Below are 17,015 nucleotides of genomic sequence, written 5' to 3'. Positions count from 1 at the left end.
GGAATTCGATTTGATTTTGTTATTCTCCGGAGTGTGATTCGTTGATTGATGAAGTGTTTTCGAAGGAATATTTGGTATATTTTTTGAATGGATTTGGTAGGAAGTTTAATGTGAATTTTTTTGGAGAGGTGATTTCGGGATTTTTTGGTTGGCTATCTTCTCTATTTTGTGAATATTTGTAATTTTGATCGTGTGAGATTGAATCCTTATTTAGGAGGAATTACACTTGAAAAACATGAAAATAATGGCAGTTCTCGCCGTATTGCTCATTTCAGCGCTGTTTATGGGCGCTGCATCTGCAGCAGGACCTACTCAGGGCGATAAGGCTGTTAATATCACCTATCTTAATGGTAGTATTGATACACCAATCCCAGAGGGTGGCCTGACTGTCACTGTTGGTGAGAAGGTTACCTTCAATGTGACGAAGAACGCCTCATATGCTGTTGACGTTGACTGGACTAAGATCACGCTCAACTATACCACTACAGAGGGTTACTGGGATGAGGGAAAGTTCATTAAGAGTACATTTACTGGTCCATCCATCGCTCCATTCACCTTCAGTGAAGTAGGAACATATTGGATTGCCGCAGTGAACTCCACTGGTCCGGTGTTTAACTCATCCATTGTGAAAGTTATCGTCAAGGATGTTCCGGCAGCAAAGGCTTACGGCCCTGTCTTCGTCAACCAGGAGATCAATTCATCGACGTTTGGACAGAGTGGGCCTATCACGCTCTATAAACTGAGCGGCGACGCAACTCCGGCAGTTCTTGACACAATTGATGTAACAGATACGCCCACGCGTCTGTACCCCGAACAGGTCGGCAGCAATACGGGTGTCTGGTACATTGGAACACCATCCAATACAGGAGACTATGTTGCAATCTGGTATCCGGAAATCTCTCTCAAAGCAGAGCTGACCACCGGTGCTGACGGTAAAACCTCCGGTGACTCCATTGACGGCAAAACCATCAACAAGAACACCGAAGTCTCCTTCATCATCGAAGCACCCAAACTCGGCGACGCAAATGTCGGCGGTGCAGGAAAAGATGGTGTTGCTCAGGCAAAGATCATCTTCACGACCCCTGTCGGCGGTAAGACCACAACCTTTGGTAACGGCGAGTTCGTCGGCCTCAACATGAGTGCTGTTCAGAACATTGCACTCGGCAAGGGTGTTGCCGCAGGTCAGAACACCGCAGCAGGAACCTGGATGGCTCAGGCAGAATTTACCAGCCCCAAGTCATTCTCCGACTACGCAGAAAAATCCAACTCTGTCACCTTCACCCTGCAGAGCACCACCCTGACCATCACCGCTGCAAAGGACTCCGTCGTCCGCAGCAACCCGTTCACCGTAACGATTCAGGGTGACAGCAAGACCAACTACTCTGTCTACATCGACTCTCCGGCAACCAACGAGGTCAACCCGACACTCCAGCCCGGACAGAGCGGATTCCAGAGTAAGTTCGCACCGACTGGGTTGACGTTTGACACTAACTACAAGATCGATAATGGTTCTATCTACTACAGCACGTATTCAGATGCAATCGGTGGAGTCTTCCAGACTGATGCAAGCGGAAAGAGAACCGTCCAGTTCAACACCGCAGACAACACCGAAGACAAGACCTACACGATCAAAGTCTCAGGATTTGATGAAACTGAAGAAGAATGGGATTCTTCCAACTATGACAAAGTAAAGGTCAAAGTCGAGAAGGGAGCAGTTACCATCGCCGCATCCGGTGACGGTTCCTACTACATCGGTGACGAAATCAAACTCACCGGAACCAACACCGACAGTGACACCATCTTCCTGTTCGTAACCGGACAGAACCTCAAACAGAACGGTGTTATCCTCAAGGCACTCCCAGAAATGCGTGAAGCATATACCGCAGCGAGCGGTGACACTGTAGCCGTCAAGACCGACGACACGTGGGAATACAAGTGGGACACCACCAGAATTGGCGTTGACACTGGCGCATACACTATCTATGCAACCAGCAGACTCACCAACGGTAAGTCCTCTGACCCGATCGTGACGACCAGTCCTCTTGGAACAGCTTGGGACAAGTCCTTTGGTGTTGGAAAGACTGATGACAAGATCGCAGTCAAACTCTCCGACTCCGAGTATGCAACCATCTCTGTTAACCTGAAACAGCCGTTCCTCTCCGCAATCCCGTCCAGCACGGTCATTGCACAGGGCGACAAACTCTACATTACCGGAACAGCACAAGGAAAACCCAGCACCCTGAATATGTTCATCTTCGGCCCGAACTACTTCGCGGATGAATCCATCACCGTGAATGACGATGGATCCTACGAGAAGAAATTCGATATTCCGTCGGATCTTTCCTCGAACCAGTACTTCGTCGTCGTTCAGCACCCGATGTACAACGGTTTCTTCGATGTAAAACTGAAGGACTCTGAAGATGGAAAATACACGTACTTCTATATTGACAACGCAACCACCGGTAACCTTGCAGGGACCCAGGGTTCCTTCATCGTAAAGGGACAGAACAAACTCCAGGGTTCCCAGGCAGCAGATGCGCTGACCAAGATGATCGATGATGCAAACATCGACGATATCTACACGAAGCTCACCTTCACTGTTGCAGCACCGTGGATCAGAATCAACAACCCGGGAGACCAGGCAATGGGATCCAAATTCACGATCACCGGTACCACCAACCTTGCCGTTGACGACCAGATCCTTGTTGAAGTGATGTCCTCATCCTTCACCGCAGTTGACAAGACCTCCACCTCCACCACCTCCGGTGTCTCTCAGGCAACGAAGGTTGTTGCAGGTGAGGGAACTGACAACACCTGGTCTATCGAAGTTGACTCCACCAACTGGAAGCTTGACGAGTACACCATCAAGGTCAACGGTATCGAAGTCGATGTCTCTACGACCACGAACTTCAACCTCGTTGAGAAAGTTGTGACTCCGACTCCGACCGCAACTTCCACCGGTGTTACGCCGACCACCACTGCAACCGCAACTGCAACCGCAACCCCGTCAACTCCGGGATTCGGCGCATTCATTGCACTCGCAGGACTTGGTGCAGTAGCACTTCTCGTACTCCGCCGCAACTAAGCAGCGTGCAACAAAAAAGAGATGAGTAACGATCAGGAGAAATCCTGAGAAACATCACTCTCTCTTTTCAGAAAAAAATCATCAGCTCTTTTCAAAAAACTTCCAATCAAAAAAGGGAAAGAAAAAAATTTCAAAAAAAAATCTGCCCGCTCACTCACGGCAGAACCGCATAAACCGATCCCGGATCTCCGCCGGAGACAACGAAATATTCGGTGACGCAGAATTACCGGGCGAAAGAAGCACGTGCACAAACTGCGTTCCCCGCTCCAAAGCGGTCCGCAGTTCCTCCGCAGAACACACCCGCTCAACCGAACCAATCCCCGCCCCGAGAGCAAGGAACCCCAGATCCGCCGTCGCATACGCAGGACTCATCTGATTCCCCGTACTCCCGAACGTCCCGTTATCCAGGGCCACAATCATCAGATTTTGACAACCCGTCGCTGCAACAACCGGCAGCACCGCAGAACCTAAGAGACTCCCGTCCCCGTCGATCACCAGCACCCGCTTCTTCGGCATCGCAACCGCACAACCGAGACCGATCGCCGACGCCTGCATATAACTCCCCAGCATGTAGAAGTTCCCCGCCCGATCCTTCGAGGCAAACAACTCCTTCGACGGAACACCGATATTGGAAACAATAACCGTATCCGCATCCGCAAACTCCGCAACCACCCGGATCGCATCCAGCCGTTTCATCTCAGGATTCCCATACCCCGGAAGCCTCAGCGTCCGCGCCGGAACTTCCCGCGGCGGATACGCAATCTCAACCGGCTCCTGCGGCTCCCAGCATGACGGCTTGATCAGCGCAACGTACGGCGTGCACTTCTCATATGCCCCTGCAATCACCTCACCAAGCCCTTCCAGATCCTCACCCGTCGAAAAGATCCGGTACGGAATCTCATACACATCCAGAAGATTCGGCAGTGGCGCATTGAACGGAATCTGCGCACATATCGCCTCGTTGCACACGCCCCGCCAGCTTGCAAGAATCGGCAGCGGCAGAGAGTACACCCGTGACAACGACATCAGCGCATTCAGCATATTCCCCAAACCCGAACTTTGAATCGACATCACCGGTTTCCTGCCCCCGAGATACGCACCCGCACAAATTCCCACGCCGTCCTCCTCGCGGGCCAGATCCATCACCGGAAACTTTGTCGGCAACAGAGCCGTCAGCCGCTTGTTCTTATCACACGGGAGCGATGCAACAAGATCAATACCCTGCTCCGCGAGAACGTGGAGAACAATCTCTTCGTTCATACCTCCGGCACCTCATCAGCATTCACCGTTGCCGTCACCGGAACCGGAAAGACACCGAGTTCCTCGCGGACCCGTGCGTACCCGCCGCCGGTGATGTTCAGCGTAATTGTATCCCTGTGGTCAACTGCTCCGCAGTTGACCGCAGAGATCAATGCAGCGGTTGCAACCGCTGCTGCCGGATCCAGATCGATACCATTCTCTGCATCGGAGAACAGACGGCCCGCGTCCCTCGCGTCCGCATTGCTGACGGCATACATATCGCCGCCGCAGTACATCATCGCCTCAAACACACCGCCCGGCATACTGTAGGGCGGCGCCCGGTTCGTCAGAACCGGCGCCGATACCTGCGCAATCGCCTCTGCCGCATCCGGCATATCCCGTTCCAGCAGCAGAGCCCGTCGCTCCTTCCAAGCATTTACCATCGGAGTAAATGGCAGATTCTGTGCAAGATGCAGACGAGGCACCGCACTGCCGAACCGGCCGTCGGACGCAAGCCGCATCGCCGCCTCCCAGGCCGCAATACCGCCGGTACCAGAACCCACCGCCTGGAAATAATGATCCGGCATGCGACCAATCGTCACCGCCGCATCCAGCATCACGGTCCCCATACCATCACGGCGGGCGACATTCTTTGCTCCGCCTTCCGGTACATGTCCCGGCCGTTCCGTGATCCGGTTTGCAACCGCAATTGCATCCGTGTAATCCCCCCGGACCGTGATCAGTTTGATCGCGTCCGGCTGTTTGGGCTCCGTCACCGTCCAGAGACTCTTGGCCGACGACGCCGGCACAACAATAATGACCGGTGTCCCGAACTCGACCGCCATCTGGGCAAACGCCCGGCCGGTGTTACCGGCGGATGCAACGACCATCGTTCCCCCGCCGTTCTCGGCGAGACGAACGGTGGTCGGCAGTGCCTCAAGCTCCTTGAACGAACCCGTCGCAACAAAACAGTCCCGTTCGGGATAGTAACCCGTAAACGTCACCCAGAGATTCGGCAGACCAAGCTCACGGCAGAGTGACTCGCTGCGGAAGGTCACCGGACGGGCTCGGGTGGGAAGCGTCCCGTGTACCGGCAGCCAGTCGATGTACCGGAAAATACCCGGCAGTTCCGGGCGGACGGTCAGCTGTTTGGCCGCGTACTCCGTCCGGATAAGACCGGCATGTTCCTTACAGGAAAGTGTGTACTGTTCCGGCAGCGTCTCCCCGCCCGCAACACACCGGAGGGTATAGTCGCCCATCAGAGAACACCTCCCAGTTTCCAGTTGCCGGCTCGTATTCTGCTGCGGAGCAGCAGAGCCGCAAGTTCTCCCCGTACCCGATCGGACTGCCGCAGCACAATCGGAATGTCTCCGGAGATGGTGCGAAGCGTACCGGTCTCTGCCGAAAAGACATGGTCAGGGCAGACCGCAACACAGGTCAGACAGCCCATACAGGATTTCGTAATCGTCAGATCAGGCCGTATCGCCTCGCGGGGACAGAGATCGCGGCACCGGATGCAGTCCGGTGTTTTGCAGTTGTCCGGTACGGCATGGATACGTGCATCTCCGCTCCACGCATCAGCATAGGTTGCGGTATCAAACGCAGTCCGGTTCGCGACATTGGCAACCGGCAGAGGGATGTGCTCATCAAGAACGGACAGCGCCGCAATCGCGGCGCTGTCCGTTACGGGAATCGCGGTGGCAACCGAGGTGAGGCACTCACATCCGGCGATCATTTTGAATCCGCCCATGAGATTCGGATCCATCTCCCGCATGTCAGCAGCGAGGGAAAGATTGGGTTTTGCCGCAGAGGTCCGCGTGCCGGTACCGAGGATGATACCCGGCGCACCGTTGACAAGCGCCGCAGTTCCGGGAGTGTGATACCGGAGTTCCGGATCATTTTCCAGTGGATTGATCTCGCCGCAGCCGGAGAATGTTGCTTCACGCATGTTTCCCTGCATCGGCAGAACGGAAAAGATCGTAGAGACTTCTTCCTCTCCCGGGTTTACGAAGGCCATGTAATTTTTGAAAGCGCCGCGGGTGACGATCATCTTTGCCGAGGACATGTCTGCAAGTGTGATCGGTTTGGTGATTGTTCCCGTATCGGTTTCGATCACCGCCTCTACGGATTTTCCTGCAACGAGATCCGCAAACAGATGGCCGCCGCCGTATCCGGGACGGTCTGACTGTGCGGTGCCGTAGACTATGGCGTCCACATGGCCGTTACTCTCATTTGGGCACGGGCCGATATGTGCAGGAACACCGTTCAGCGTGAGTGAGTGTGCATGGGTAAACGAACCTGCCGGGGCTGCCTGAAAGGCAAGGACTGCTGCGGTGCCGGACATAACACCAAATGTTCCGCAGGTGACGACATCGACATCCCCGGGTGTTATCGTTTCTCCGGCACGGATATGTTTCTTGAACTCGGATGCGGTCCAGACAACTGCCGTGCCTTCGGAAATTTTTGTATTGATATTTTCGATGGATTTCATAGGATCACGATTCCCTCTACTCTCACATGGAGTCCGTAGGATTTCTGCATGATCATGTTGACAATGCCGGTATGCGTCCGGTGCATCATACAGACACCGGGGAGAAACGGCATCCGGAACCCGAACTCCGGTGTCTTTCGGACAACGTTTGCGATTCCTTCAAAGCCTATCATATGATAGTGTCTGAGATCAATGACATCGCTGTTTCCCCGTGCAAATGCGGGACCGACGACGTGACCGGTGATGAGACCGGAGACCGGGTCGGCCTCAAGGACTTTGATCACATGCTGAACGGGACAGCCCGCACCGGTGGGTCTTCCGGCGACGATGTCACCGCGAGTGATGCCAAGCGTTTCGACGAGGTCGGGCCGGAAGGGCAGGACGATCTTTCGTGCCGAGGGTTCCCCGGGGAATGCAGTGATGATGAAGTCGTACGGTGCGCCGGTTACATCCACGCCGGTATATGCGGCCTCAAGGCCGCAGGAACCGCAGGCGGCTTTCGCCGCCTGTGGTTCCTGCGGCATGGAGTAATACGGGCACTCTTCCACATCTTTGGCGCCCGCCGTCACTGCGGCGGTAAATGCATCGCAGCTGTCCATACCACAGGCACCACAGTTTTTTCCGGGCGGAGTCCAGATCATCTATTCACCCCGGTAGAGGTTGTCGGGTGCGGCAAGCGGTCGGATAACGCCGAAGTGTTCCTGCCAGCCGGTTTCTTTTTTGCCGATGCAGACGGTACAGACACCGAGCGGTGGAACGCCGCGCAGGGTGTCTTTTTCACTTTCCGCAGGTTTCATCTGTTCGATGACCTGCATGAGGTAGCGCATGCCGGTTCCCTGGATGGCGTTGGTTTCGATGATGTCTATCCCGGGAGCTACCTGACGGATTCCTTCGCGGAAGACTTCCTTCTCGGCCTGGGATACGAGATCGATTTTGGTGACAACGGCAACGTCGGCGAGGGCGATCATGGGTGCCATTTTGAGAGGTGCATGGGTACCGGAGACGGCGGAAAGGACGCAGATTCCGAGAGAGTTAACGGTGTACGGGGTGCACCGCAGACAAAGTCCGGCACTTTCGTAGAGGAGGTATTCGGCGCCGAGTCCGTCAGCCCAGAGGAGGGCGTCGCGGATGACCATGATACCCATGTGGTCGGGACACATGTCGCCGGAGTAGACTTTTTTGGTTGGGATGCCGAACTCCGCGGCAAGTTCTTCGTCTTCCCATGCCTGTACGACGTCGATTTTGAGGTAGGCAATTTTTGCAGGGCCGAGGTTCCGGATGATCTGTTTGACAACTGCGGTCTTGCCGGCACTCGGCGGTCCGGCGATTGCGATGAGCCGGACGTTCATGCTTCGATTCTCCGGGCACTGAGGAGTTCGCCGGAGCGGATGCGTTCCCGCAGTTTCATCATGTCGGCGTCCATCTTTGCTATCTGGGTGAGTGCGTCCCGTTCTTTGTTGCCCGGTGTGAGAATTTTTTCGACGGCGCCGCCTTTCATGACGATCCGTTTTTCGGTGAGGAGGGCGACGTAGGGGTCGTGGGTGACGAAGATGATTGCTTTGTGTTTTTCCCGCAGGATTTCGATGACGCGGTCTTTGAAGATGCCGGCGTTTTCGACTTCGTCGAGCAGAATGATCGGGGTGTCGGAGATGCTGACGGCGTCGGCGACGAAGAGGCTGCGGGTCTGACCACCGGAGAGGGAACTCATGCGCATGCATCCTGCTATTTTTTCGCCGGTGAACTGGTTGGCGAGATCGATTGCGTCGTTGACGATGCCGGTGTTTTCCATTTTGCGGGAACGGAGATGCATGGCGAGAAATTCTTCGACGGTGAGGTCGGCGAGGCATTTGGTGTTCTGGGTGATCATGGCGATGGGTTTTTTGGCGGGGTCGCGGACGAGGTCTTCGGCGGGTTCTGATCCGTTGACGAGGATTTTTCGTCTGGTGATGGTGTCGCCCTGTGCGAAGACTTCGATGTCGTTGATGAATGCGGTTTTGCCGGAACCGGTCGGTCCGACGATGGAGATGGTGTCTCCCGGGTGAATGGTGATTTCGGTGAAGTTTTCGGGTTCTCCGGTACGGGTGGTTCCGGGGAGTATGGTGAGGGTTTGTATGGAAGGAGAGGTGTTTTGTGTCATCTCTTTCTGATAGGCTGTATGGGGTTATAATTATTATCTGATATTGTGTGTTTTAAGATACATTAGGATTGTTCGTTGAGTAAAATGGTGTTGTTTAGTATATCTATTGCTGCGTATCGGATATGGGGCAGTGGTGCAGGATGATATTGTACAAAAGAGAGGCGGGGGTTCGTACAAGGGAACAAAAGAGCTGGTGATTTTTTTCTGAAAAGAGAGAGTTGTTTTGTCTCAGGATTTCTCCTGATCGTTACTCATCTCTTTTTTGTTGCACGCAGTTAGTTTCTGCGGAGTACGAGGAGTGCTACTGCGCCGAGTCCTGCGAGTGCCACGAATGCGCCGAAGCCCGGAGTCTGGGTCGGTGCAGTGGTTGCAGTTGCGGTTGCAGTGGTGGTTGCCGGAGCACCGGTCTCGGTCGGCTTCGGGGTGTCCGGAAGCTTCTCGACAAGGTTGAAGTTGGTCGTGGTGGTTACATCGACTTCGATACCCTGTACCTTGATCGTGTACTCATCAAGCTTCCAATTGGTCGTGTCAACTTCGACAGACCAGGTGTTGTCAGTACCCTCGCCTGCAACGACCTTCGTGGTCTGAGAGACACCGGAGGTGGTGGAGGTGGAGGTCTTGTCAACTGCGGAGAAGGATGAGGACATCACTTCAACGAGAATCTGGTCGTCAACTGCAAGGTTGGTGGTACCGGAAATGGTGAACTTGGATCCGGTTGCCTTGTCCCCTGGGTTAGTGATCTTAATCCACGGCTCAGCGACGGTGAACGTCAGTTTCGTGTAGATATCATCAATGTTGGCAGAGTCAATCATCTTGGTGAGTGCATCTGCTGCCTGGGATCCTTGGAGCTTGTTTGCGCTGCCCCAGACGATGAAGGACTGTGCGTCGCCACCAGTGGTGGTGTTGCGGGTCTTGAATGCCCACTGATCAGTGGAGTCAGTGGTGAAAGTTGTGCCCGGGTTGGTAGTGTCAACAAGGTATGCATCGAACTCATTGTTGTACATCGGGTGCTGAACAACGACGAAGTACTGGTTCGAGGACATGGTAGATGAGATATCAATCTTCTTTTCGTATGAGCCATCATCCTCTACGGTGATAGTGTACGGGTCGAAGAAGTTCGGGCCGAAGATGTAGAGTTTCAGGTTGCTCGGGTCGCCTTCTGCGGTTCCACGGATGTAGATCTTGTCACCCTTTGCGACAATGGTTCCGGACGGAACTGCGGACAGGAACGGCTGCTTGAGGTTGATGGAAACGGTTGCGTACTCAGAGTCAGAGAGTTTGACTGCGGTGTATGAGTTAACAATGACATCTCCATTCTTAATTACGACATCTTCAGGGGAGGAAGACTTTCCGTTGGTGATCTTGCTGGTTGCATAGATAGTGTATGCTCCTGTGTCAAGGGCAATTCTGGAAGTATCCCACTTGTATTCCCAGGTGTCATCGGTCTTAACGGATACATACTGACCTGCACCGAATTTTGCTGCTGTCTTGGTCGGCAGATCTTTGAGGACGATACCGTTCTCATTGAGGTTCTGACCGGTCAGGAACAGGAAGATGTAGTCGCTGTCGGTGTTGGTTCCGGTGAGTTTAATTTCGTCACCGATGTAGTAGGAACCGTCACCAGATGCGGAGATGGTTACTGCTCCTTTCTCAACTTTGACTTTGACACTGTCATAGTCCATGCCTTTGACTTCAGCAACACCGGCAAATTCAGCCTGTGTTTTTGTCAGCTGGGTTTCATAGACTTTGATGGTGTAGGTTTTATCTTCAGTGTCGGCTGCAGTGTTGTACTGGACAGTACGCTTGCCGGATGCATCGGTTTCAAAGTAGCCCCATGTATCTGCAAGGCCAGTGCCGTCAAAGATTGGCTGCCCACCAATTGTTGCAATTGACATTGCTGCAGTAATCATACCGGACTGGGCGGACTGCAGAGTCGGATTCGCATCATTTGCGTCTGCTCCGTCAAGATAGATGAAGTAGACCATTTTGCTGTCACCCTGAATCGAGACGGTGAATGGGTTGCTACGGACGACGGAGTCCTTTGCAGCAGTCAGTACAAGGGAGGTGCTCTGCAGGGTGAAACTGATGGTGTTGGTCTTCTTGGCATTGTCGCTGAATCCCTTTGGTGAGGTAAACTCTGCCTGAGCAGTCCAGGTTCCTGCAACTGCGTCTTCACCGGCTGTAACACCAGTGCCTTTTGCAACTGTCTGAACTTTGCTCAGTCCAATGTTCTTGAAGTCAACTGGATCGCCAAGGGTATCATAACCAAATGCTGTGGTCTTACCACTGGCAGGGGTGGTGAAAACGATCTTTACGGTTGCAATGTTTGCCGGACCAACGTTCGGTGCTTCAATGAGGAAAGAGACCTGTGTGTTCTTGTTGATGGTCTTGCCATCGACAGAGTCACCGGAAGTTACACCTTTGCTACCAGTGGTCAGTTCTGCTTTAAGCGAGATTTCTGGGTACCAGATGGTGATGTAATCAGTTGGGAGGGTGCTACCACTAATTTCAGAACCATACCATGCACCGTAGTGACCGTTAACTGCTGCTTCAAGGAGGTCATATATACCGGTTGAAGATTCCATGGTTGCAATCAGAGTTGGTGTAGAGTCAGAAGAGTAGAAGTACAGTTTTTTTACGGGATTTCCAGTGTTACCTGTTGCATCCAGTACTTTTACTGTCTGGTACACGAACGTTGCGTTGTGGTCTACAGTGTTAACCTCAGCAGTTGGTGCAATGACTGATGCAACCGCATAGCCAGATTCAAGGACTTCACCTGCAGCTGATTTGATCGTGTAGGATACTTTGTAGGTACCTGCTGCTTCATATGTGTGATCAATGGTCAGGATGTCACTGTAATCAGTGGTCTTGTCGGGATTGACTGTCTTAGTTACAGCTGCGGAATTGTCACCGAAGGTTACTGTAACTATACTTCCATTGTAGCCAAACTGGCTAACATTGAAGTTGAAGACAGTTCCCTTTGCGGTTGATTCCGGAGTGTCAATGATGAATCCCTTTTCCGGCAGCATGAATACTGTAAAGTTGTATCCAGCATTATTGGAATAAGTACCCTGTTTAGTTGCTTTAGTAATCGTAATCTGACTGTTTTCATCAGTTACAATATCATTGGCACCACTCAGTACGAATGTGACGCCATTTCCAATAGCAGCAGTACTGTTGATCAGGATGAAAGTACCCTCACCAATCTCTGGTGCATTGGCTGCATCCTTCTCTACATTTACCACGCTTTGTGCAGAAACTGCTCCCATACAGAGCACTGCAACGAGGAAAACGGCGAGAATTGCCATTATTTTCATGTTTTTCAAGTGTAATTCCTCCTAAATGAGGATTCAATCCACCACACACAAAATTTAGGAAAATTACAGATCTCTGAAAAATATCAAATAAAAAATCCAGTAAACCCCCATCCAAAAAATATCACATTAAATATCCTACCAAATCCCACACAAAAATACCGTGAATCCTCGCGAATTTTACACAGAACAAACTTCACCGATCAACGAAACAACACTGGCACACCCATACAAACAAAACAAAAATAACGAAGAAAGTACAACAAACCAAACTCACACAAATTGAATCCTTCCCCGCAAACAAATATTGAATCCTACCAAATGAAACCCAAACAAAAAACCAACAACCCAAAGTACAATATATACCTGAATTTATATACAATAATATTAGAATGTTTGAACAGCGAATATTTGAAACCGACTTCAAAACCGCACTCTCTGAAGAACTCGATCGTCGCGGCATGACAGTCCGCCAGCTCTCCGAAGCAACGGGAATTCCACCTGTAACTCTCTACAAAATATCCTCCGGTGAACGCGACCCCCGTTTATCCACCGTCAAAAAAATCGTCAACGTCTTCTCCCCGCACCACGGAAAATTCATCGCCCTCATTGCAGCAAAATTCCTGCTTGACGAGATCGAAGGAACAAAAATTGATGTCGGCGGGATCGAATACCGCATCAAAGGCTACACTGCCAACTCACTTGATGACTGTATCCTTGCCGCAGTTCGGGCGCGATACGACGGTGCTGCAGGAATCATCTGTGCCCCCATTCTTGCCTCCCTAATCGAACGGCTCGTGGATGTACCCGTCGCAATCATGAAACCGGAGATAGGCGCAGTTTTTACTGCTGTCGACTCCATTACAAAAAGATTGTAGCCTTATGATTACATAATGTAAATTGTTGATTACATTCATATAGATAGAGAACTAACGATTCTTTCATATGAGAGCAAACGCTCGCACAGCGATCTTCGGAACGCTTGTATGCATACTATTGATATTTTCCTGTGCAGGAAATGTCACAGCCGCGGAAACCACAACAAGCGGTCAGGTAATTGTAACAGGATACAGCTTGGATCCCAAAGTCTTCTACCCCGGAGATGAAGGAATTCTTACCGTTACTCTGAAAAATGTCGGATCCACTCCGGTCAACGTCGGCATGCCGGCACTTCTGGGTGGCCAGTTCCAGTTCCTTAACAGCAAACAGATGGTTCCGGTCGGACTTCTCGGCGCCGGCGGCGAAACATCCGTGAGCCTGCAGATCAAACCAACCGGCTCCACCACGGTCGGCATGGCATATCCCTACTTCTCCGTTGACTACACCGTTGAAGGTGGGGGTAGTGTCACCAACCCGGTTCGTGTACAGATCCCCATCGAGATTGATGATTCAGACCTGAGCATCCAGCTCATCGAAAAACCGAACATGATCTCACAGGGGAGCATGGGCAAATACAAACTCCGGATTGGAAACCCGCGAGCCTATCAGATCACCGGCCTCACTGTCTCCATTAGTGGTGAAGGAATCACCAGCAAACAGGACGGATACTTCCTCGGAACAGTCACAGCTAACAACTATACCGATATTGAAATTGATATCGCCACCAATGGCGACACCACCCTTATCGTGACGTCTGACTACCGTAACGGCAAGAACGTTCACTCCAGCACCGTTGAAATTCCGGTCTATGTTACCGGCAGCAGCAGTGTCATCATTTCCGATCTTGTCGCAACCAAGTATGAAAACAAGTACAAAGTTACCGGAACCGTTTATAATCCTGGTCTGCGTGACATCTCCTCCGTCGTCGTCGTAGCCGGACCCCCTGCAATCCCGGAAGGGTCCTATCAGGCAGCACTCGGAGTCATTGAAGGCAACGACAACGGGGAGTTTGAACTTACCTTCTCTGTCAGCGGCAACCCGACAACCGTCCCAATCATCGTAACCTATCAGGATGAGCTGAACATGTACCATCAGGAACAGAACGTCGTCAACATCATCGACTACGATCCAGCCCCTACTGAAGAACCGCCGGTACAAAGTACCCCTGTTCTCGTACCCGCCTTTGCGATTGTAGGACTGGTGGCCCTTGGTATTGTTCTTCGAGCCAGGAAATAATCATCATCCATGAATCTACTCATATTTTTTCAGCTTGCGCTCCGCAATCTCCGGCTGAATAAATTCAGATCCATCCTGGCGATTCTTGGAATTACGATTGGTATTATAGCCATTGCAACGACCGGCATGTCCGGAGCAATTCTGGAGAACTCACAGTTCCAATCGATGAATGAGATCGGTGAGTCCATCTATCTTCAGGTGAACTACACCTATCTTTGGAACCAGTATGAAGAGTCCACCAATTATTACGGCATAGGGGGTGGGATGATGGTTGCGTCTGTGACGGTGTCTGACAGCGGAGGATATGTTCAACCGAAGATGGAAGGAATTACCGATAAACAGATACGGGAACTGAGTAAGATTACGGCACCGTATCCGGTGATTCCTTACAAGACAACCATGTCCACCTTCGAAATTGTGGAGGATGAATACTCGGACAAAAAACGACCGCAGAAGGACCCCAACGATTTCTGGAGCAGTTATGTCACGGTTTACGGTATTGAGAATGAGTATCTCCCGTCAATGTTTGTGCTGGAGTCTGGAAAATTTCCGAAGGTCAAGAGCGAGGTTTTAGTCGGTTCCAAGTTTGCGAAGAAGAATGAAGTAACCGTTGGTGATGAACTGATCTTCAAAGTGTACAAGAGCGGTCAACAGAAGAGCGTGAAGGTGAAGATCAGCGGTATCATGAAAAATACTGGTGAGGGTCTGGTTATCTCATCCGACAATAGTGTTGTCGGAAGTGACAGCTGGTTTAAGTCGAACTTTAACACCTATTCCATGCTGACGAAGGGATACGAGTCAGCCGTTGTGGTGGTAAAGGATGTCAGTGCTGCGCCGGAGATGCAGGAGAGGATTGACGGATATCTGAATGAAAAGGGCAGTCGTGTGGATATCACTAACTCAAGTGCTGCAACACAGCCGGTAAAAGATATTATTGCTTCGTCGTCGAAGGAGATGATGTCGATGGGCGCCATTGCACTGCTGGTTGCGGCAGTGGGTATCTTCAATGTGATGCTGATGTCAGTTACCCAGCGAACACATGAGATTGGTATTCTGCGGAGTATTGGTACCAAGAAACGTCAGGTTCTGACGATGTTCCTCTGTGAGGCAGGCATTATGTCGATTGTCGGTTCTCTCATCGGCGGTGTACTGAGTCTGGTCTTTGCCTTGTTCAAGGCCCGTGATATGATTGCGGAGAGTGCGACAACATTGAATCCGAATGCTGCCTTGATGCAGCAGATGGGGATTCCTGTTGATCAGGTCCAGGTAAGCCTTGCAGATGTACTGAATTATACGTTTTCAGCGAATGTGCTGATGTATATTCCTTTGGGAATTGTGATCGGTATGACGGTTGGTCTGTTGTCCGCATTGTATCCTGCATGGCGTGCGGCAAACATGGATCCGATCAATGCGCTGAACGAACAATAATTTTTTTTCTTTTTTGATGTTGTGTGTGCAATCCTGCATGCTGCGGAACATTTCGTAATGGTTTGATTCCGGGCAGTTTGGAAAGTAGAGATATACTTTCAGCACCAATGTAATGGAATCTTTGGATGGTGAGATGATTGATTAAGAGCGAACGGTCTCTTGTTGTGTTGACCTGTTTTTTTGTGGTAAGTTTGATCGTTTCCAATATTATTGCGGCGAAGGTTGTCTGTATTGGATGGATTGAGATTCCTGCTGCGGTAATTGCGTATCCGATTACGTTTTTGTGTACGGATGTGATCAGTGAGTTATGGGGAAGAGAGGAGGCACGCCGGACGGTGCATCTGGGTTTTATTGTGCAGATCTTTTCGCTGATTCTGATCTATATTGCAATTTATCTGCCGCCGGCAGATTATATGCTTGAGTTCCAGGGTTCGTTTGCGGAGACGCTTGGTACGAGTGCCCGGTTTGTTCTGGCATCTCTTGTTGCGTATGGTGTTGCCCAGACGCTGGATGTGCATGTGTTTCACTGGTTACGTGGACGGTTCGAGCCGAAGTGGATGCGAAATAACGGGAGTACGATGATAAGTCAGTTGTTTGATACGATGATCTTTATCACTATCGGGTTCTGGGGAGTGGTGCCGAATCTGGGGTGGATGATGGTTAGTCAGTATGTGGTGAAGTGGGTGTTTGCTCTTGCGGATACGCCGGTGTTCTATTACCTGACGCGGGGTCATGGTGAACGGGCTGCGGAGGGGCATGAGTAATATTTCTTTTTTGTGAGGGGAGAGGGTCGGTGTATTTTTTCGGGACGTTTTTTTTGGACGGACTAGTCTATCTGTACTTTGCTACTTGTGTCGTTTTTTAATGTGGGGGGAGATGGTTCGCATGCCACGATTCTGTATTGTACACTAAGCTGCAGGTGACTATCTTGGTTGTACACGAACGTCGTTTTGTCCAGAACAGTGATTGTTTTTGTCGGGGTGGTGCCAACATTCTTCGCGTCCTATCAGGTTCGTGTTTGGAAAAGAGCTTGTGATATTTTTTCTGAAAAGAGAGAGTGATGTTTCTCAGGATTTCTCCTGATCGTTACTCTTCTCTTTTTTGTTGCACGCAGTTAGTTTCTGCGGAGTACGAGGAGTGCTACTGCGCCGAGTCCTGCGAGTGCAATGAATGCGCCGAAGCCCGGAGTTGACGGGGTTGCGGTTG

13 protein-coding genes are annotated in these 17,015 nt (G+C 51.4%); 5 read left to right on the top strand and 8 right to left on the bottom strand.

The genetic code is table 11. The features are described 5' to 3' along the window. Positions 1 to 235: 235 nt before the first annotated feature. Positions 236 to 3,085 carry an MEMAR_RS02690 family S-layer glycoprotein gene (locus O0S10_RS08525; protein WP_268925470.1) on the top strand — a complete coding sequence of 950 codons (2,850 nt, stop codon included), beginning with the start codon at positions 236 to 238 and terminating at the stop codon, positions 3,083 to 3,085. Between the two features lie 150 nt (positions 3,086 to 3,235). Here the strand turns inward: O0S10_RS08525 and comE are convergent, their stop codons facing one another. The 7 genes from comE to O0S10_RS08490 form a co-directional block, all read right to left on the bottom strand. Further along, complete coding sequence (gene comE / locus O0S10_RS08520) at positions 3,236 to 4,345, bottom strand: sulfopyruvate decarboxylase subunit beta (RefSeq protein ID WP_268925453.1); 1,110 nt, start codon at positions 4,343 to 4,345, stop codon at positions 3,236 to 3,238. After that, positions 4,342 to 5,583 carry a cysteate synthase gene (locus O0S10_RS08515; RefSeq protein ID WP_268925452.1) on the bottom strand — a complete coding sequence of 414 codons (1,242 nt, stop codon included), beginning with the start codon at positions 5,581 to 5,583 and terminating at the stop codon, positions 4,342 to 4,344. Before O0S10_RS08515 ends, comE begins: the two co-directional genes overlap by 4 nt. Next, entirely contained in the window at positions 5,583 to 6,815 is a 1,233-nt protein-coding gene (locus O0S10_RS08510) for a methanogenesis marker 16 metalloprotein (protein ID WP_268925451.1), read from the bottom strand. The genes O0S10_RS08515 and O0S10_RS08510 overlap by 1 nt, the downstream gene beginning before the upstream one ends. Then, complete coding sequence (locus O0S10_RS08505; RefSeq protein ID WP_268925450.1) at positions 6,812 to 7,456, bottom strand: (Fe-S)-binding protein; 645 nt, start codon at positions 7,454 to 7,456, stop codon at positions 6,812 to 6,814. Before O0S10_RS08505 ends, O0S10_RS08510 begins: the two co-directional genes overlap by 4 nt. Then, positions 7,457 to 8,164, bottom strand: a complete 708-nt coding sequence (locus O0S10_RS08500) for a GTP-binding protein (RefSeq protein ID WP_268925449.1) — start codon at positions 8,162 to 8,164, stop codon at positions 7,457 to 7,459. It abuts the gene before it with no gap. Beyond that, positions 8,161 to 8,952: an ATP-binding cassette domain-containing protein gene (locus O0S10_RS08495; protein ID WP_268925448.1), complete on the bottom strand. Its 792-nt coding sequence runs from the start codon at positions 8,950 to 8,952 to the stop codon at positions 8,161 to 8,163. Before O0S10_RS08495 ends, O0S10_RS08500 begins: the two co-directional genes overlap by 4 nt. Before the next feature lie 275 nt (positions 8,953 to 9,227). Then, the gene (locus O0S10_RS08490) at positions 9,228 to 12,269 is read right to left on the bottom strand and encodes an MEMAR_RS02690 family S-layer glycoprotein (protein WP_268925469.1); all 3,042 of its coding nucleotides are present in this window, start codon (positions 12,267 to 12,269) and stop codon (positions 9,228 to 9,230) included. 389 nt (positions 12,270 to 12,658) lie between these two features. Here O0S10_RS08490 and O0S10_RS08485 point away from each other — a divergent pair, with 389 nt between their 5' ends. The 4 genes from O0S10_RS08485 (at position 12,659) to O0S10_RS08470 (ending at position 16,573) form a co-directional block, all read left to right on the top strand. After that, positions 12,659 to 13,144 carry a helix-turn-helix domain-containing protein gene (locus tag O0S10_RS08485; protein ID WP_268925447.1) on the top strand — a complete coding sequence of 162 codons (486 nt, stop codon included), beginning with the start codon at positions 12,659 to 12,661 and terminating at the stop codon, positions 13,142 to 13,144. Positions 13,145 to 13,340: 196 nt separating this feature from the next. Further along, a complete protein-coding gene (locus tag O0S10_RS08480) occupies positions 13,341 to 14,381 on the top strand; it encodes a COG1361 family protein (protein ID WP_268925446.1) in 1,041 nt (346 codons plus the stop codon). Between the two features lie 9 nt (positions 14,382 to 14,390). After that, positions 14,391 to 15,809 (top strand): ABC transporter permease, encoded by a 1,419-nt coding sequence (locus O0S10_RS08475; RefSeq protein ID WP_268925445.1) that lies wholly within the window; start codon positions 14,391 to 14,393, stop codon positions 15,807 to 15,809. A 137-nt stretch (positions 15,810 to 15,946) separates the two neighbouring features. Next, positions 15,947 to 16,573, top strand: a complete 627-nt coding sequence (locus O0S10_RS08470; RefSeq protein ID WP_268925444.1) for a queuosine precursor transporter — start codon at positions 15,947 to 15,949, stop codon at positions 16,571 to 16,573. Positions 16,574 to 16,923: 350 nt separating this feature from the next. On the opposite strand, the gene O0S10_RS10580 is transcribed toward O0S10_RS08470, so the two are convergent. After that, on the bottom strand, positions 16,924 to 17,015 hold a 92-nt coding region (locus O0S10_RS10580; protein ID WP_425438313.1), incomplete at its 5' end, for a PGF-CTERM sorting domain-containing protein.

The sequence above is a fragment of the Methanocorpusculum petauri genome (genome assembly GCF_026891975.1).
Lineage (GTDB): Archaea > Halobacteriota > Methanomicrobia > Methanomicrobiales > Methanocorpusculaceae > Methanocorpusculum > Methanocorpusculum petauri.
Note: the sequence above shows the minus strand (reverse complement) of the source record. Positions and strands in the feature narration are given on the sequence as shown.